At 72.3% G+C, this 19,332-nt stretch carries 6 protein-coding genes; 2 read left to right on the top strand and 4 right to left on the bottom strand.

Features of this window, described 5'->3' with window-relative positions:
• Positions 1-51: 51 nt before the first annotated feature.
• From ACFVZW_RS30245 to ACFVZW_RS30230, 4 genes are all read right to left on the bottom strand, one after another.
• The gene (locus ACFVZW_RS30245) at positions 52-261 is read right to left on the bottom strand and encodes an MbtH family protein (RefSeq protein ID WP_383550734.1); all 210 of its coding nucleotides are present in this window, start codon (positions 259-261) and stop codon (positions 52-54) included.
• Positions 258-14,534: an amino acid adenylation domain-containing protein gene (locus ACFVZW_RS30240; protein WP_384527853.1), complete on the bottom strand. Its 14,277-nt coding sequence runs from the start codon at positions 14,532-14,534 to the stop codon at positions 258-260. Before ACFVZW_RS30240 ends, ACFVZW_RS30245 begins: the two co-directional genes overlap by 4 nt.
• A 102-nt stretch (positions 14,535-14,636) precedes the next feature.
• Complete coding sequence (locus ACFVZW_RS30235; protein ID WP_384527850.1) at positions 14,637-15,686, bottom strand: iron-siderophore ABC transporter substrate-binding protein; 1,050 nt, start codon at positions 15,684-15,686, stop codon at positions 14,637-14,639.
• Positions 15,687-15,818: 132 nt separating this feature from the next.
• Positions 15,819-17,171 (bottom strand): lysine N(6)-hydroxylase/L-ornithine N(5)-oxygenase family protein, encoded by a 1,353-nt coding sequence (locus ACFVZW_RS30230; protein ID WP_384527847.1) that lies wholly within the window; start codon positions 17,169-17,171, stop codon positions 15,819-15,821.
• A 249-nt stretch (positions 17,172-17,420) separates the two neighbouring features.
• Between ACFVZW_RS30230 and ACFVZW_RS30225 the strand changes: the two genes are divergently transcribed.
• Together ACFVZW_RS30225 and ddaH are read left to right on the top strand one after the other, a co-directional pair.
• Positions 17,421-18,368, top strand: coding sequence for a methionyl-tRNA formyltransferase (locus tag ACFVZW_RS30225; protein ID WP_384527844.1), 948 nt, complete (start codon positions 17,421-17,423; stop codon positions 18,366-18,368).
• A 17-nt stretch (positions 18,369-18,385) separates the two neighbouring features.
• The gene (gene ddaH, locus ACFVZW_RS30220) at positions 18,386-19,198 is read left to right on the top strand and encodes a dimethylargininase (RefSeq protein ID WP_384527841.1); all 813 of its coding nucleotides are present in this window, start codon (positions 18,386-18,388) and stop codon (positions 19,196-19,198) included.
• The last annotated feature ends 134 nt before the right edge of the window (positions 19,199-19,332 follow it).

The following is a 19,332-nucleotide window of genomic DNA, read 5'->3' as shown; positions in this document are numbered from 1 at the left end:
CTCGGGAAGCACTCCCGAGGGCGGCGGTCTCGTATCTCGCCCGGCTCCGCGTCAGCCCTGCTGGGCCACGAGGCTCGCCGGGCGGAGGTCGGTCCAGTGGGTCTCGACGTAGGCGGTGCATGCCTCGCGGGTGTCCTCACCGAACACGGTCCGCCACCCGGCCGGCACCTCCGCGAAGGAAGGCCACAGCGAGTGCTGGTTCTCGTCGTTCACGAGGACCAGGAAGCGGCCCTGCGGGTCCTCGAACGGGTTGGTGCTCATGCGTTGTCACTCCTTGTGGACATGGCGGTGAACAGCTCCGAGAGCGGCTGTCCGGGGTCGGCTGCCACGGTCCGCAGCAGCCTCTGAAGTTCGTCGGCGAGCCGCCGTGCCTTGGCGGTGCCGAGCAGGTCGGTCGCGTGGATCAGGCCGCAGTGGACCGGCCCGTCACCCTGCGGCTCGTAGAAGCTGAGGGTCAGCCGCGCCCTGGTCGAGCCGGTCGGTACGGCGTCGAGGGAACCGAGACCGCCCTCCAGCTGCTCCAGGTCCGCCTGTTCATGGTGGATCACCATGACCTGCGGGCCCTCCTGAGGCAGTCCGGTCGCGCGGACGACCTCCTCGAACGGGACTTCCTGCCGGTCGAGGGCGCCGAGCGTGGTCTCCCGTACGCGGGACAGCAGCTCCGCGAAGGTCGGGTCGCCGGCGGTGTCGGTGCGCAGCACGACCGTGTTGAAGAAGCAGCCCACGAGATCGGCCAGCTGGTCGTCCGTACGGCCGGCGACCATCGTGCCGATCGGCAGGTCCGTGCCCGCGCCGTGGGCGGTGAGCAGCGCCGCCAGGGCGGAGTGCAGCACCATGAACATGCTGGTGCCGGTCGCCCGGGCCAGGTCGTCCACGGCCGCATGCAGCTGCTCGTCCAGGACGAAGCCCACGTGGTCCGCGCCGGGCGAGGTCGAGCGCGGCCCGTCCGCCGGGAGGGCCAGCTCGGCCGGTACGTCCTTCAACGTCTCGCGCCAGTAGGCGAGCTGGCGGCCGCCCCTGCTGTCCGGGTCGTCCAGGTCGCCCAGGACCTCCCGGGCCCACAGGGCGTAGTCCGCGTACGAGACGGGCAGCGGCCGCCACTCTGGCGCCCTGCCTTCCGTACGCGCCGCGTAGGCCGCCGTCAGGTCACGGAAGAGGGGGACCACCGACCATTCGTCCACCGTCAGGTAGTGCATGGTCAGCAGCAGCGCCTGCTCGCCCGTGGCCGCCGTCAGCAGACGGGCCGCGAACGGAGCCGTGCGCTCCGGCTCCGGCGATCCGGCCGCCAGCTCGGTCAGCCGCGCCTCCAGGTCCGCGCACTCCTCCAGGAGCAGCGCCGGGGGCTGGACGGCCCGGTGGCGCAGCGCGCCGTCCTGCTCCGCGAACGCCGTCCGCAGGGGCTCGTGACGGCCCGCCACGTCGGTGAGGGCCGCGGCCAGTGCGTCCGCGTCCAGACCGCCGGGCGAACGCAGCACGAGCGCGTGGTCGAAGCGGGGGGTGCGGCCGTGGGCGTCCCACTGCCAGCGCTGGACGGGGGCGGCGAGGAGCGGCTCCTGACGGTCCTCCTTCGGGCGCAGCGCCGGGCGGGCCGTGGACGCGCCCTTGAGCTTGCCCTCGATGCCGGCGACGGTCAGCGCGTCGAAGACGTCCCGGATGCTCAGCTCGACGCCGAACTCGGCACGGATGCGGCCCAGGAGCCGCATCGACGCCATGGAATGGCCGCCGAGCGCGAAGAAGTTGTCGTGGATGCCGACCTTCTCCAGCTTGAGGATCTCGCCGAACAGCGCGGCGAGCCTGGCCTGCGTCTCGTTGGCCGGCAGCGTGTCGCCGGTCATCGCGGCCCAGTCCGGGACGGGCAGCGCCTTGCGGTCCAGCTTGCCGTTGGGGGTCAGCGGCAGCGGGCCGTCCAGCGGCACGACGAGCGCCGGGACCATGTACTCGGGCAGCTGCCCGGCCACATGGGCGCGCAGCTCCTGCGGGTCCAGCTCCACGGACTCCCCCGCCTCGGGGACGGCGTAGCCGACGAGACGGACGATGTCGCCGTCGCGGTCGGGCAGCACGGCGGCCTGGGCGACCGCCGGGTGCCCCGCGAGGGCCGCCTCGATCTCGCCGAGCTCGATGCGGAAACCGCGGACCTTCACCTGGGTGTCGACGCGCCCGAGGAAGTCCAGATTGCCGTCCGCGCGCCAGCGGGCGCGGTCACCGGTGCGGTACATCCGGCTGCCGGCCGGGCCGTACGGGTCGGCGACGAACCGCTCGGAGGTCAGCGCGGTCTTGCCGAGGTAGCCGCGGGCGAGGCCGCGTCCGGAGACGTACAGCTCGCCGACGACACCCGGCGGGACGGGCCGCAGGTGGTCGTCCAGGACGTAGGCGCGGGTGTTGGGGTCGGGCCGGCCGATCGGCACGCGGCCGGACGGACGGCCTCCGTGTTCGCGGGAGGGCCACAGCGTGGAGTTGACCGTAGCCTCCGTGAGTCCGTAGGCGCAGATCAGGTGGGCCGTGGCGCCGAACCGCTCGAAGACGTCCGGCGGCACCGTCTCCGTACCGACCAGGACGGTCGATCCCTCGGGCAGCTCGCAGCCGGGCGGCAGTGCCGACACCAGGGACGGCGGCAGGATCATGTGGGTGATCCGCTGCTCGGCGAGGAAGTCGGTGAGCGCCGGTCCGGCGACCCGGGCCTCGTCGGTGATGAGGACGAGCCGTCCGCCGTGGCAGAGCGCCATCGCCAGTTCGAACGCGAAGACGTCGAAGCCGATCGAGGCGAACTGCAGGACATGGCTGTCGTTCTCCAGGCCCATCCGGTCCACGGCGGTGACGACCAGGCTGGAGATGCCCTCGTGCGGGACGACGACGCCCTTGGGACGGCCGGTGGAGCCCGAGGTGTAGATGACGTACGCGGCCTGGTCCAGGAGGACCGGCTTCCCGTCGAGCGCGGTCTCCGGCAGGGTCTCCAGCTCGGCGGCCACGGAGGGCTCGTCGAGCAGCACCACCGGTACGCCGGCGACCTCGGGGATCTTGCCCGCGACGGGCTCGGTGCCGACCACGAGCGCCGCCCGGGAGTCCTCGATCATGTACGTGAGGCGGTCGGCCGGGTGGACCAGGTCGAGCGGCAGGAACGCGGCGCCGAGCTTCAGCGCGGCGAGCACCGTGGCGACCATGTCGACCGAGCGGGGCACGGCCACGCCGACCACGCTCTCGGTGCCCGCACCGCGCGCGGCGAGGAGCCGGGCGAGGCGGTTGGCGCGGGCGTCGAGCTCCGCGTACGTCACGGACCGGTCGCGGTCGACGACGGCGACGGCGTCGGGGCGTTCGGCGAGCCGCTGCGCGAACAGGGCCGGGAAGGACTCCTCGTCGACCTCGCGGGCCGTGCCGTTGAAGCCCTCCAGGACCAGCTGCCGCTCGTCGTCGTCGAGGATCTCCGCCGTCGAGACGGGCTGCTCGGGTGCGGCGACGAGCGCCGCGACGAGACTCCGGAGGCGGTCGCCGAGGCGCTCGGCGGTCCCGTGGTCGAACAGCTCCGTGGCGAACTCCAGGCGGCAGCCCAGGGAGCCGGGGCCGCCGTCGGCCGGGGTGTGCTCGGTGAAGCTGAACACCAGGTCGAACTTGGCCGAGTGGATGCGGAACGGTACGTAGTCGGCGTGGAGGCCGGGCAGTTCCAGTCCGAAGCCGGTGCGGGCGTGGTAGCCGACCATCACCTGGAACAGCGGGTTGCGGGAGAGGGAGCGGGTCGGGTTGAGCTTCTCCACCACGGACTCGAACGGCACGTCCGCATGCGAGAACGCGGCCAGGTCGGTCTCCCGGACCCGGGCGAGCAGTTCGGTGAAGCTCGGGTCGCCGCTCAGGTCGGTGCGCAGCACGAGCGTGTTGACGAAGAACCCGACCAGGTCGTCGAGGGCCTCGTCGCCGCGCCCCGCGATGGGCGAGCCGAGGGGGATGTCCGTACCGGCGCCCATGCGGTGGAGCAGGGCGGCCACGGCCGCGTGCACCACCATGAACATGCTGGCCCCGGTCTCGCGGGCGAGCCGCTTCAGCCCCTCGTGGACGTCGGCGTCGAACGCGATGTCCAGTTCGGCGCCGGAGAAGGCCGGCCGGGCCGGGCGGGGCCGGTCCGTGGGCAGTTCCAGCTCCTCGGGCGCGCCGTCCAGGGTCGTGCGCCAGTACTCCAGCTGCCGGGCGGCGAGGCTGTCCGCCTCGGCCGGGTCGCCGAGCAGTCGCTGCTGCCACAGGGCGTAGTCGGCGTACTGGACGGGCAGCGGCTCCCAGTCCGGTGCCGCGCCGGAGACGCGGGCGGCGTAGGCGGTGGCCAGGTCGCGGAGGAAGGGGCGGTCCGACCACTCGTCGGTGGTGATGTGGTGCAGCAGCAGGATGACGACGTGGTCCTCGGGGGCCAGCTCGACGACCGTGGCGCGCAGCGGAAGCTCGGCGGCGAGGTCGAACGGCCTGTTGACGGCGGCCTCGACGAGCGCGGGCACCTGGTCCTCGGTGGCGTGCAGGCGCTCCACCACGGGCCGTGCCTCGTCGGCGGGCAGCACGCGTTGGACGGCCTGGCCGTCGGGCTCCACGAACACCGTCCGCAGGGCTTCGTGCCGCGCCGTCACGTCGGCGAGGGCGGTCCCCCACGCCTCGACGTCGAGGGCGCCGCGCAAGCGCATGACCAGCGGGAAGTTGTACGCGGCCGAGGTGCACTCGATCTGCTGGATGACCCAGAGCCGCTGCTGGGCGTGGGACAGCGGCAGCTCCTTGGGCCGCTCCCCCGCCGTCAGGGCCGGGCGGGCGGTGCCGTGGGAGGCGGCGGCGCGCTCCACGAGTTCGGCGACGGTGGGTGCCTCGAACAGGTCGCGGATGGCGAGTTCGGCGTCGAGGGCGGTGCGGGCGCGGCTGACGAGGCGGGTGGCGAGCAGCGAGTGGCCGCCGAGCTCGAAGAAGTCGCTGTCGATGCCGACGCTGCCCTCCGCGAGCCCCAGGACTTCCGCGAAGAGGGCGCAGAGCGTCTCCTCGCGCGGGGTGCGGGGCGGGCGGCTGGTGCCGGTGCCGCCGAAGTCCGGGGCGGGCAGGGCCTTGACGTCGAGCTTGCCGTTGACGGTGATCGGGAGCGTCTCCACGGCGACGAGCGCGGTGGGGACCATGTAGTCGGGCAGGCCGGCCTTCAGATGCTCGCGCAACCGCTGGATCAGGGCGTCGTCCGCCTCGGTGCCGTCCTCCGGCGCGAAGTAGCCGACCAGGCGCTTCGTCCCGGTGCTCTCGTTCACGACGACCGCCGCGTGGGCGACGTCGGGGTGTGCGGACAGGGCGGAGGAGATCTCGCCCAGCTCGATGCGGTAGCCGCGGATCTTGACCTGGTCGTCGGTGCGGCCGAGGAAGTCGAGGAGGCCGTCGGGGCGCTGCCGTACGAGGTCTCCGGTGCGGTACATCCGCTCGCCGGGCTCGCCGAAGGGGTCGGCGACGAAGCGCTCGGCGGTCAGGCCGGGGCGGTCGTGGTAGCCGCGGGCCAGGCCGGTGCCCGCGATGTACAACTCGCCGGGGCAGCCGGGCGGCACCGGCCGCAGCATCGCGTCCAGGATGTGGGCGCGGGTGTTGCGGATGGGGATGCCGACCGTGGGGGTCGCGCTGTCGGTGGTGGAGCCGCCGAGGGTGTTGATCGTGTACTCGGTGGGGCCGTACAGGTTGTAGCCGTAGGTGCCCTCGGTGCGGCGCAGTCGCGTCCACACCGTGTCCGAGACGGCCTCGCCGCCGAGCAGGACGAGCGCGGGGCGGTGCTTCCCGGTCGTCTCGTCCCGGTCCAGCAGGCCCTCCTCGATGAGGAGTTGGGCGTAGGTGGGGGTCACGTTGACCACGTCGACGCGGTGGCGGTCGCAGTAGGCGACCAGTGCTTCGGCGTCGCGGCGCAGTTCCTCGTCGCAGACGTGGACCTCGTGGCCCTCGACGAGCCAGAGCAGCTCCTCCCAGGACATGTCGAAGGCGAAGGAGACGGTGTGCGCGATGCGCAGCCGCCGCCCGCCCGCCGAGGCGATGGCCGGGTCGAAGATCTCCCTCTGGTGGTTGAGCTGCATGTTCGTCAGGCCCCGGTAGGGGGTGACGACGCCCTTCGGGCGGCCGGTCGAGCCGGAGGTGTAGATGATGTAGGCCGGGTGATCGAGGCGGTCGGTCACGTCGTGGGCGAAGGCGGGCCGTTCGGCGTCGGTGATCTCGCTGCCGGACAGGGCGGCCAGTTCGGCGGCCACGGCCTCGTCGTCCAGGAGGAGTTCGGGGGCGACGGGGCCGGTGTCGCCGCGCAGGGTCGGGGCCACGGCGGTCGTGGACACCAGGCAGAGCGGTCCGGTGTCCTGGGCCATCAGCCGCAGCCGGTCGGCGGGGTGGTCGAGGTCGAGCGGCAGATAGGCGGCGCCGGTCCGCAGCACGGCGAACAGGGCGGCGACCATGTCGATGGAGCGGGGCAGGGCGAGCGCGACGGCCTTCTCGGGTCCCGCACCCCGGGCGAGCAGGAGCCGGGCGATCCGGTTGATGTGCGCGTCCAGTTCGGCGTACGTCAGGGCACGCTCGCCGAAGACCAGCGCCACCGCGTCGGGGGTGCGGGCGACCTGGTCGGCGAGCATGTCGGCGACGGTCTCGTTCGGTACGGGCTCGCGGCCCCCCTCCCAGCCGGCGCGCAGCGCGGCACGCTCGGCGGGCAGCAGCAGGTCGACGTCGACGGTCCGGGCGGAGGCGGCGGACAGGTCGTCCAGGGTCTCGGCGAGCCGCCCGAGGACGGTCGTGAACCGTGCGAGGATCGCGGTGGCGTCCTCCGTGTCGAACAGATCGGGGCGGGCCGCCAGCGTGACCTTCAGCCGGGTCTCGGGCGTCACGATCAGGGTGAGCGGGAAGTGGGTGCCGTCCACGTTCGACACGTCGGTGATCCCGTACCGCTGCCGGAGCGCAGCGGCCCGGTCCTCGCCGTCGGCCGAGCGGAGCACGAACAGGGTGTCGAACAGCCGGCGGTGACCGGTCTCCTGCTGGAGCGTTCCGAGCCCGACGTACTCGTACGGCATGACGGCGGCGCGCTCGGTCTGCATCCGCCGCAGCAGGTCGAGCAGCGGCTCGTCCGGGGCGAACGCGACGCGCGCCGGGATCGTGTTGAGGAACATGCCGATGATGCCGGCGGCGTTCGGCACGTCCGCGGGCCGTCCGGCGACGGCCGTGCCGAAGGCGACGTCGCCGCGGCCGGTCATCGCCGAGAGGACCAGGCCCCAGGCCGCGTTCAGCAGGGTGTTGAGGGTGAGTCCGTGCCGGCGGGCCAGCCGGCGCAGCCGGTCGCTGGTCTCCCGGGTGAGCACGGCGTCGAAGTCCGCCGGGATGACCGGGCCCGCGTCGCGCCCGGTAGGGGCGACCAGGGTCGGCTCGTCGAATCCGGAGAGCGCGCCGCGCCAGGCGCCGAGGGCCTGCGCGGTGTCCTGCCCGTCCAGCCAGGCCAGATAGTCGCGGTACGAACCGGGGGCGGGCAGACCGGTGGTGTCGCCGGCCCGCTCGTACAGCGTGAACAGCTCCTCCAGGAACAGCCACGCGGACCAGCCGTCCCACAGGATGAGGTGGTGGGTGACGACGAGACGGTCACGGCCGTCGCCGAGCCGGATGAGCAGCAGCCGGCACAGCGGCGCCGCGGAGAGGTCGAATCGCCGGCGGCGGTCGGCGGCCAGCAGCTCGTCCACGCGGGCGCGCTGCTCCTCGGCCGGCAGCCCGGACACGTCGATCTCCACCAGGGGTATCTCGGCGCCGTCGGCGATGAACTGCACGGGCCGGGGCAGTCCGTCGCTGGTGAACCCGGCGCGCAGGCTGGTGTTCCGCTCCAGCAGCGCCCGGCCGGCGGCGCGCAGCCGTTCGGTGTCGAGCCGGTGGTCGAAGTCCAGGGTCTCCTGCGAGAGGTAGACGTCGAGCGCGTCGCCGGCGTCGTAGGTGGCGTGGAAGTACATGCCCTCCTGGAGCGGGGAGAGCGGCCAGATGTCGGCGACCGGCAGCCCGGCGGCGGCTTCGACGCGCGCGGTCTCCTCCGGCGACCATGCGAGGCCGCCCAGCGGGACGGGGGCCTCGGGCTCCGCAGGCGCGCCGGCGGTCAGCTGGGCGAGCAGCGCCTGCAGGGCGGGGTCGACCGCCGCACCGGACTGTGCCTGGGCGGCCAGCATCGCCTGGAGGGCGGCGGCGGCCTGTCCGGCGTCGGCGGCGGAGACGGTGACACCTGTGGCGGGCGTCTCCGCGGTCGGTGCGGTCTGCTCGGCAGGCTCGTCCGGCACGCTCGCGGCCGCCGCGGCGAGCGCGGCGGGCGTGCGGTGCTCGAACACATCGCGCGGGCTGATGGTCAGTCCCCTTTCACGGGCCCGGGTGGCGACGGCTATCGAGGTGAGGCTGTCGCCGCCGAGCATGAAGAAGTCGTCGTCGGCACCGATCCCGGGCAGGTCGAGGACGTCGGTGAAGATCGCGCACAGGGCGCTCTCCCGCTCGTCGCGGGGCGCGCGGCCGCCGGCCACGGGGGCGACGGACGGCGAGGGCAGGGCGTTCTGGTCGAGCTTGCCGCTGGGTGACAGCGGCAGCTCGTCCAGGGCCGCGACGGCGCTCGGCACCATCGCCGCGGGCAGCGCCTCGGCGAGCGCCCCGTGGAGGGCGGCGGTGTCCAGGACGATGCCGGGGCGGGGAACCGCGTAGCCGAGGAGCGCACCGTCGCGGACGATCACGGCGGCGCGGGCGACGCCCGGGAGGGCGGCCAGGGCGCTCTCGATCTCGCCCGGCTCGATCCGGTTGCCACGGATCTTCACCTGCCGGTCGGTGCGCCCGAGGTACTCGACGGCTCCGTCGGCGCGGCGGCGGACCAGGTCACCGGTGCGGTACATGCGAGTGCCCGGCGCGCCGAACGGGTCGGCGACGAACCGCTCGGCGGTCGTGCCGGGCCTGTCGTGGTAGCCGCGTGCCAGCTGGACCCCGGCGAGGTAGAGCTCGCCGGGCACCCCGTCCGGCACGGGACGCAGAAGGGTGTCCAGCACGTGCAGCCGGGTGTTCCACACCGGTCGGCCGATGGGGACGGCGGGCTCGGTGCCGCTTTCGTACGGGAAGTACGTCACGTCCACGGCCGCCTCGGTGGGCCCGTACAGGTTGTGCAGGGGTACGGGGTTCCGCCCGTGGCGGGATGTCAGGTCCGACCAGCGCCGGGCGTCCGGGCCCGTGAGCGCCTCGCCGCTGCAGAAGACGCGGCGCAGGCTCGCCGCCCAGTCCGGAGCGCCCGTACCGGCCTCCAGGACCTGGACGAAGGCGGCCAGCATGGACGGTACGAAGTGCAGTGTGGTGATCCGCCGGGTGTGGATCAGCTCGGCCAGGTAGGCGGGGTCGCGGTGGCCGTCGGGCCGGGCGAGGACGACGGTCGCGCCCTCGGTCAGGGCCCAGAAGAACTCCCACACCGAGACGTCGAAGCTGGACGGGGTCTTCTGCAGCACCCGGTCGTCGGCGCCGAGCCCGTACTCGCCCTGCATCCAGGCGAGTCGGTTGACGACCGCCCGGTGGGTGACGGTGACGCCCTTGGGGCGGCCGGTGGAGCCGGAGGTGTAGATGAGATACGCGGGGTGGTCGGGCCCCGCCTGCGCCACGGGCGTGTCGGGCACGTCCGCGTCGTGCCCCGCGGACGCGTCGGAGACGTCCTCCGTGGCCACCAGAACGTGCTCGATCCCCGGCGCGTCGGGCAGCCGCCGAGCCGCCTCGGCGGTGGTCACGACCGTACGCGCCCCGGAGTCGCCGAGCATGAACGCCACCCGGTCGGCGGGGTAGTCGAGATCCAGGGGGAGGTAGGCGGCGCCGGTCCTGAGCACCGCGAGCAGCGCGACCATGAGTTCCGCCGAGCGCGGCACGGCTACGGCGACGAACCGATCGGGTCCTGCCCCGCGCGTCCGCAGTCGGCGGGCCAGGGCTTCGGCGCGCCGGTCGAGTTCGGCGTAGGTCAGGGTGGTGTTCTCGAAGACGACGGCCGGCGCGTCGGGGGTCAGCGCCACCTGTGCGGCGAAGAGCGTGGCGAGCGTGGCGTCCGTGTCGGGGAGCGGATGTGCGGTGGCGTTCAGCTCGGTGAGGCGCTCGCGCTCGCGCTCGGACAGCAGTCCGGTGCGGGCCACACGGCGGTCGGGGTCGGCGGCGAGGATCCGCAGCAGCGCTTCGAGGCGGTGGGCGAGCACGGCGGCGGCGATCCGGTCGAGCCGGGCCGTGTCGTACGTGAGCCGCAGCGACAGATGCCCCTCGCGCCGCTCGACGATCAACGCGAGCGGATAGTGCACGGCGTCGAGCACCTCGGCGCCGGTGACCAAGGGCTCCTGGGCGGCCTGCCCGTCGCCCGTCGGGTAGTTCTCGAACACCACGAGGGTGTCGAAGAGTTCGCCCGGGCCCTGGCCGGCGGTCCGCTGGATGTCGGCGAGCCCCAGGTGCTGGTGGTCCAGGAGTGCCGCGTGCTCGTCCTGGATCCGGTGCAGCAGCTCGGCGAGGGACTCGTCGGGCCGCGGGTGCACCCGGGCCGGAACGGTGTTGATGAAGAGGCCCACGGCGGAGTCCAGGCCCTCGACCTCGGTGGTGCGCCCGGACACGGTGGTGCCGAAGACGACGTCCTGACTGCCGGTGAGACCGCCGAGCAGCAGGGCCCAGGCTCCGTGGACGACAGTGCTCAGGGTGACGCCGAGGGTGCGGGCGCGGCCGGTCAGTTCGTCGGTGAGGGCTTCGGAGAGCCGGACGTCCACGCGCTCGTGCCCGGTGGGCGTCGACGTGTCGTCCTTCGGTGCGCCGGAGAGGGCGGGAAGCCGGGTCGGGCCCTCCAGGCCTGACAGGGCCTCGCGCCACGCGTCGCGGGCGGCGTCCCGGTCCCGGCCTGCCAGCCAGGACAGATACCCGTGCGGGACGGCGGGCGTCGGGAGGGTCTCGCCCCGGTAGGCGGCGGTGAGTTCCCGCAGCAGGACGGAGACCGACCAGCCGTCGGCGATGACGTGGTGCAGGGTGAGCAGCAGCCGGTGGCGCTGTCCGTCCCGGATCAGCGTGGCCCGCATCAGCGGTGGCAGGGCCAGGTCGAACCGCTCGGAGCGGTCCTGCCGCAGGATGTCCTCCAGGGTGGTCCGCTCGGTGTCGGCCTCGTGCCACGGAAGGGTCACGTGGTCGGCCAGGCGCTGGACGACGTCGCCGCCGGGGAGTTGGCGGAACGAGGCGCGCAGCAGTGGGTGCCGGTCCAGGAGCAGCTGGAGTGCCCCGCGCAGCCGGTCCGGTTCGACGGTGTCCGCGAAGTCGAGGAGTTCCTGGACGACGTACAGGTCGCCGGCCTCCTGGTCGAACTCGGCGTGGAAGAAGAAACCTTCCTGGAGCGGCGAGACGGGCAGGGCGTCCTCGTCGAGCTCCACCGTCCGGGTGGTCGCCGGGGTGGCTTCGGCCGCCGTCCGGTCGGCGGTCCTGGCGAGCGCCGCCACGGTCCGCCGGCGGAACACGTCACGGGGCGTGATCGCGAGTCCGGCGGTGCGGGCGCGGTTGACGAGCTGGATCGCGACGATGCTGTCGCCGCCCAGCTCGAAGAAGCTGTCGTGGACGCCGACCGACGGCAGGTCGAGCACCTCGGCGACGAGCGCGGCCAGCGCGGTCTCGGTGGGCGTCGTGGGCGCGTCGTCCCCGGCCATCGCCGTCCACTGCGGAGCGGGCAGGGCGCGGCTGTCGAGCTTGCCGTTCGGCGTCAGCGGCAGCGGCCCGTCGAGGCGTACGAGGGCCGAGGGGATCATGTGGTCCGGGAGGGTCTCCGCGACCTGGGCTCGTGCCCGCGCCACGGCGGCGTCGGGGTCCGCGGCGGCATCGCTCTCGGCGGCGAGATAGGCCACGAGCCGGTTGACGCCCCGGTGGTCCTGGCGGACGAGGACGGCGGCCTGGGCGATGCCGGGGCAGGCCATGAAGGCGCTCTCGATCTCGCCGGGCTCGATCCGGTGCCCTCGGATCTTGAGCTGGCCGTCCGCGCGGCCGAGGAAGTCCAGGTTGCCGTCGGCGCCCCAGCGCACCCGGTCGCCCGTCCGGTACATGCGGCTGCCCGGTTCGCCGTACGGGTCGGCGACGAAGCGCTCCGAGGTGAGGGCCTGCCTGCCGAGGTAGCCGCGGGCCAGGCCGCGCCCGGCGACGTACAGCTCGCCTTCGGTGCCCACGGGGACGGGGCGGAGCGCCGAATCGAGCACGTAGGCACGGGTGTTGGGGTCCGGGCGGCCGATGGGCGCCGGACCCGGGCGGTCCGGTTCGGCGAGCCACAGAGTGGAGTTGACCGTCGCCTCGGTGAGGCCGTACGCGACGACGACCTGGACGCGTCCGGACCAGCGGGCGATGAGTTCGCCGGGCACCGCCTCGGTGCCGACGACCAGTACCGAGCCTTCGGGCAGCTCGCAGTCCCGGGGCAGCGCCGAGACGAGTGAAGGCGGCAGGATCATGTGGGTGGCGCGATGGCGGGCGATGTAGTCGGTGAGGGCCGGTCCGGGGACGCGGCGGTCGGCGGGCACGACGATCACCCGGCCGCCGACGCACAGCGACATGATCAGGTCCCATACCGTCACGTCGAAGCCCACGGAGGCGAACTGGACGACATGGCTGTCGGGGGTGATGCCGATGCGGTCGGTGGCGGTGGCGATGAGGCTGCCGACGCCGTCGTGCGAGACGACGGCCCCCTTGGGGCGGCCCGTGGAGCCGGAGGTGTAGATGACGTACGCGGCCTGGTCCAGGGCGATGGGCAGGTCGATATCCGAGTCGCCGAGGCCGGCGCACTCGGCCGTCACGGACGGTTCGTCGAGGAGCAGGTGTGCGATGCCGGGGGTGTCGGGGAGCGTGCCGGACAGCTCGCACGTGGTGATGACGGTGCGCGCGCCCGCGTCGGTCAGCATGTAGGCGATGCGGTCCTGCGGGTGGTCGGCGTCCAGCGGCAGATACGCGGCCCCGGCCTTCATCACCGCCAGCAGGGAGACGACGAGTTCGGGAGAGCGCGGGAGCGCCACGCCGACGACGTCCTCAGTGCGGACCCCGCGGGTGACGAGGAGGCGGGCCAGCCGGTTGGCGGCCGCGTTCAGCTCGCCGTACGTGATCTCCCGGTCCTCGTACACGAGCGCGACGGCGCCGGGTGCGCGGCGCACCTGCCGCTCGAATGCGGCCGGCCAGGACAGTTCGGGGACCTCGCGCGGTGACACGCCGAACTCGTCGAGGAGTCGGGCGCGCTCCGCGTCAGACGTCAGTTCGATGTGGCCGAGCGGGCGGTCGAGGTTCGAGGTGAGGGCGTGCAGGACGGCGAGGAAGCGGTGCTCGTGGTGGCGCAGTGCCTCGTCGTCGCAGACCTCGGCGTCGGCGTCGAAGTAGACGCGGATGCCGTTGCCCGGCGCGCGCTCGGCGAAGCTCAGGGCCAGGTCGCTGACCGGACCGAGCCAGACCGGGGCGAGTTCGGCCCCCTGGCCGGGGAATCGCAGGTCCTCGGCACGGGGCAGGATGTTGACGGTCGGGCCGACGAGTTCCGGTACGCCGTCGGCCAGTCCCAGCTCCCTGGCCAGGTCTTCGGCGCGGTAGCGTCCGTGGGCGACGGCTTCGGCGATCGCGTGCCGTATCCCGGTCAGGAGTTCGGCGCCGGTCGTGGCGGGGCGGACGGACACGCGCAGCGGGACGATGTTGGACACCATGCCGGGGACGGTGGCGGACACCGCGTCCTCGCGGGCGGCGATCGGCAGTCCGAGCACGAGGTCCTGCTCACCGCTGACGCGGTGCAGGTAGGCGGCGACGGCGGCGATCAGGAGTCGGGAGGGGCGCACACCGGCGTTGTCTGCGGCGGCGTTCAGCCGGTCGGTGGCCTCGGCGGACAGCTCCGCCGTGCGGCGCAGGCGCCGTGTCATGGGCGAGGGCACGCGCTCGACGAGGCGCACGGGCTCGGGCCGGTCGGCCATGCGGCTCAGCCAGTAGGCGCGGTCCTGCTCGTGGCGGTCGGAGGCGCGGTAGGCACGGTCGGCGTCCACCAGGCGGGTCAGGGACCACTCGCGCGGGGCGGGTGCCTGCTCTTCGGCGGTGTAGAGCTCGCCCGCCCGGCGGGTGATGAGCGCGACGCCCATGCCGTCGGCGACGATGTGGTGGTACCGCTGGTACCAGGCGACGTGGTCGTCCGAGAGCCGGAGCAGTGCCTGGGCGAAGAGCGGGTCACCGGCGAGGTCGACGGGACGGTCGCGGTCGGCGGTCATCCAGGCGGTGGCGGCGGCTTCGGGGTCCGGGGCGTCGCGCAGGTCCACGACGGGGATCTCGAAGGGCGCGCGGTCGAGGGTCTGCCGGGGGGAGCCGTCATCGTCGGCGACCCGTACGTGCAGGCATTCGGCCTCCTCGACGGCCGTGCGCACGGAGGCGGTGAGGCGGTCGAGGTCGGTGTCGCCACGCAGGTCAAGGACGAACACGATGTTGTAGGCGGAGCTGTCCGGTTCGATCTGCTGGGCTAGCCAGATCCCGGATTGCCCACCGGTGAGGGGGATCCCGGAAGCGGAGGACGTCCGGTCCGACTCGACGTCAAACATCGTTCGAAAGGGCCTTTCCCTGGTGGTGCGCCAGTGGTCGGTGCGGGTCCCACCCCGCCGCGGAATGCCGACGGCGAGATGGGACCCGCGGTGGTGCTGCGACTACTTGATGGCCGCCAGCAGCGGCTCGATCTGGTCGATCGCGTACGGGATCGACAGGACCGTGTTGAAGGAGAAGGCCGCGCCGATGTCCGGGTCCTGGTACGGCACGAACAGGTCGCGCTTCTCCTGCTGGACCTTCAGCTTGGTGTAGAGCGGCTCGGCCTTGATCCGGTCGTTGGCCTCGGTGCTGGAGGTGACCCAGACGAGGCGGTCGACGTCGAGCACGTTCAGCTTCTCGGCGCTCAGCTCGGCGACGTTGTAGCCCGGCTTGGCCAGGGAGTCGATCTCGGGCTTCAGCTTGAAGCCGAGTTCGGAGAAGAAGATCGCCTTGGGGTCGGTCTTGGTGAAGGCGGAGTACTTGCCGGCCTCGAAGCTGTCGGCCACGGCCAGGGTCTTCTGCGCGAACTCGGGGTGCTTGTCCCGGACGGCCTTGAAGCGCGTGTCGATGTCCGTGATCAGCTTCTCGGTCTCGGCGTCCTTGCCGAGCGCCTTGCCGATCTGCCGGGTCATGACCTGCCAGGGCGCGCCGTAGTCGGGGTGCTCCTTGGGCTGGGCGACGACCTTGGTGAACTTGGAGAGCGTGTCGTACTGCTCCTTCTTCATGCCGGAGTACTGGGCGATGACCAGGTCCGGCTGGAGCGCCGCGATCATCTCCATGTTGTACTCGTCGCGCTCACCGACGATCTGCGGCTGCTCGGACCCCCACTTGTCCTTCGTCCAGGGCCACTTGCCGTACGGCTTCTCCTTGAACCAGTCCACCGAACCGACCGGCTTGATCCCCAGGGCCAGCACGGCGTCCTGGTCGGAGAGGCCGAGCGTGACGATCTTCTTCGGCTCCTTGTCGATCGTCGTGCTGCCGTACTTGTGCGCGACGGTCACCGGGAAGGCGGCGGCCTTCGAGCCATCGCCGGCCCCGGCCGACGGCTTGGACTCCGTCTTCTCGGTGCCGCCCCCACAGGCGGCCAGAGCGAGCGCGGCGACGGCGGCGATGGCCACGCGGGGGATGTTTCTGGCGAACCGCGCGAGCGCGGGACGTGCTCCAGTGGACACGTATGTTCCTTTCACGGGGGTTTCACGGTGCGTGCCACGACCGCCGTGCACGACGGCGTTGCGGCGGGCGGGGCGTGTGGGGGTGGCGTGCGGGGGGGGTGTGGTGGGGCGTCGGGCTCGGGAGCGGGGCTCCTAGCGGGCCGTGCCTATCCCGTCGGCGACCGCTCGGAGGTCGTCGGGGTCGCTCTGCGGACGCTGTTCGACGATCGAGTCGAGGATCTCGCCGACCCGGATCGCGGTGTTGGAGAGCAGCGACGACGTGATGCCGTGAGTGTGCTCGGTGCCGCCCTGGAGGTAGATGCCGCACCGCAGTTCGGGGTCCGTGGCGAGGCGGTAGTCCCGCTCGACGCGGACGCGGCCCTGGTCGTCCCGGTGGCAGCGGTCGCCGACCTCGCCGAGGAGGCCGAGGGGCTCCGCCTGGCTGTAGCCGGTGGCGTAGACGACGACGTCGGCTTCCAGGGTCGACTCCTCCCCGGTGACCAGGGACGTGACGGTGGCGCGGACCTTGCCGTCGGCCTCCTCGACGCCGGTGAGGCGGGAGACGTTGATGAAGCGCAGCCGCTCTTTCCCGAGGACCTTCTCCTGGTACGCCTGCCGGTACAGGTCGTCGATCAGGTCGATGTCCACCACGGAGTAGTTGGTGTTGCCGTGGTAGTCCATCAGCTTGCGCTTGATGGCGTCGGGGGCCGTGAAGTACTCGTCGACCGCGGCGGGGTCGAAGATGCGGTTGGCGAAGCTGCTGTCGTCGGCGGGGCTGTAGCCGTAGCGGGAGAACACCGCGCAGACCTCGGCCTCGGGGAAGCGGCGGTGCAGGTACGCGACGTTCTCGGCGGCGCTCTGGCCGGCGCCGACGACGACGAACCGGGTGGGGTCCGCGCCCTCCAGGCCGTCGACCTTCGCCAGCAGTTCGGAGTTGTGCCAGACGCGGTCCGTGCGCTCGACGCCTTCCGGCATCAGCGGGCGAAGTCCGGTGCCGATGACCAGGTTTCGGGCCCGGTGGACCACCGTCTCGGATCCGGAGCGGGCCGTCACGTCCAGGTACTCGATGACTCCGTCCCGCACGACGGGCTCGACGGCGATGACCTCGTGGCCGTACGAGACCATGTCGTCGACCTTCGCCGCCGCCCACTCGAAGTAGTCGTGGAACTCCACGCGCAGCGGGAAGAGGTTCTTGTGGTTGACGAAGTCGATGAGGCGTTCCCTGCTCTGCAGGTAGCAGAGGAAGCTGTACTCGCTGGCCGGGTTCCGGAGCGTCACCAGGTCCTTCAGGAACGACACTTGCATGGTCGCGTCGTCGATCAACATGCCGCGGTGCCAGCCGAAGCCGGCCTGGCGCTCGAAGAAGTGAGCGGTGACCGCCTCCTGCCTGCCGACGCGCGCGTTGTGCTCGCTGAGCGCTATCGCCATGGCCACATTGGACGGCCCGAAGCCGATTCCTATGAGGTCGTGGACCAAAGGTGCGTCGCCAGGATGAACCTGAGACATGTCACTCCCATCGTGCAGGACAGCCGCTTGTGAGGCGTGGGGGAAAACGAGGCGTCGGGCACGTCGAGAGCGGCACCCAACTGGAACTTAGGTGAGGCTAACCTGATCTGCACGCCCTGTCGAGACGGTCGGGCGAGGCGGCTTGGCCGAAAATCGACCTCAACAGGCTTCGAAATCACACCTGTTGCAGAGTTAGGTAAGCCTTGCTTTACTTGGCGCCGGTCAGTCGCTCTCTCGAGGAGGATCCCCATGCGGGTCGTCATGTTCGGTTACCAGACCTGGGGGCATCGCACCCTGCAAGCACTCCTGGACTCCGAGCACGACGTGGTCCTTGTCGTGACACACCCGAAGAGCGAGCACGCCTACGAGAAGATCTGGAGCGACTCGGTCGCCGAGCTGGCCGAGGAGAACGGCGTCCCCGTCGTCATCCGCAACCGGCCGGACGACGAGGAACTGTTCCAGCGCCTCAAGGAGGCCGACGCGGACATCATCGTCGCCAACAACTGGCGCACCTGGATCCCGCCGCGCATCTTCAACCTCCCCCGTCACGGCACGCTCAATGTCCACGACTCCCTGCTACCCAAGTACGCCGGCTTCTCACCCCTGATCTGGGCGTTGATCAACGGCGAGCCCGAAGTGGGCGTCACGGCCCACCTGATGGACGACGAGCTCGACGCGGGCGACATCGTCGTACAGCGGGCGGTCACCGTCGGTCCGACCGACACGACCACCGATCTGTTCCACAAGACGGTCGACCTCATCGCCCCCGTCACGATCGGCGCCCTCGACCTGATCGCCTCCGGGCAGACCGAGTTCACCCGGCAGGACCGTTCCCAGGCCAGCTTCTTCCACAAGCGGGCGGAGGAGGACATCCGGATCAACTGGGACTGGCCCGCCGACGTACTGGAGCGTCTGGTCCGCGCCCAGTCCGCTCCGTACCCGGCCGCGTTCACCTTCCACAAGGGCAAGCGCCTCGAAGTGCTGTCCGCCGTGGTCTCCGAGGGCCGCTACGGCGGCACACCGGGCCGGATCTTCTATCGCGAGGGCGACGGTGTCGTCATCGTCGCGGGAGCCGACGCCCGCACCGGCCGCAACCACGGCCTGGCCATTACTCGCGTCCGCACCGAGGAGGGGCACGAGATGGGCGCGACCGAGTACTTCACCTCCATGGGCGGCTACCTCTCCAGCCGCCCCTGACGATCGGATCCGCATTCATGCGTACCGCACGGCCGCGGCACTACCTCATGTGCCCGCCCACCCACTTCGACGTGGTCTACTCCATCAACCCGTGGATGGACCCGGCGAAGCCCGTCGACACCCAGCTGGCGATCGACCAGTGGGAACGGCTGCGCGAGGTCTACCTGAGCCTCGGGCACACCGTCGACGTGATAGACCCCGTGCCCGGACTGCCCGACATGGTCTTCGCCGCCAACGGAGCCACGGTCGTCGACGGCCGCGCCCTGGTGGCCCGGTTCCGGGACGCCGAGCGCATCGCCGAGGGCCCGGCCTACCACGACTGGCTGCGCGACAACGGCTTCCCGGACCTGCGCACGGCGGACTTCGTCAACGAGGGCGAGGGCGACTATCTCCTCACCGGGGACTGGCTGCTCGCCGGCACCGGCTTCCGCAGCGATCCTCGCTCGCACGACGAGGCGCAGGAGTTCTTCGGACGTCCCGTCGTCGGCCTCACCCTGGTGGATCCGAACTACTACCACCTGGACACGGCCCTCTCCGTACTGGACGAGAACACGATCGCGTACTACCCGCCCGCGTTCTCGCCGGGGAGCCTCGCGGTGCTGCGGCGCCTGTTCCCGGACGCCGTCATCGCCACGGACGAGGACGCGGCCGTCTTCGGGCTCAACGCCACGTCCGACGGCCGCCACGTGGTGCTGCCGCACAACGCCACGGCGCTGACCCAGCAGCTCCGCGCCCGTGGCTTCGACCCGATCGGGGTGGACCTGTCGGAGCTCCTCAAGGCGGGCGGCAGCGTGAAGTGCTGCACCCTGGAGCTGCGCAGCGCCGGCTGAGCACCGGGGGGCCCAGCCGGTCCTGGGCCCCCCGGCGGGCCGGGGGGGGGGGGCGGGGGGGGGCGGGGGGGGGGGGCCGCCGCCCCGCGCCCCCCGCCCCCGCCCCCCGCGCCCCGCGCGGCGCCGCCGGCGCG

It is taken from the genome of Streptomyces sp. NPDC059567 (assembly GCF_042735655.1).
GTDB lineage: Bacteria > Actinomycetota > Actinomycetes > Streptomycetales > Streptomycetaceae > Streptomyces.
Note: the sequence above shows the minus strand (reverse complement) of the source record. Positions and strands in the feature narration are given on the sequence as shown.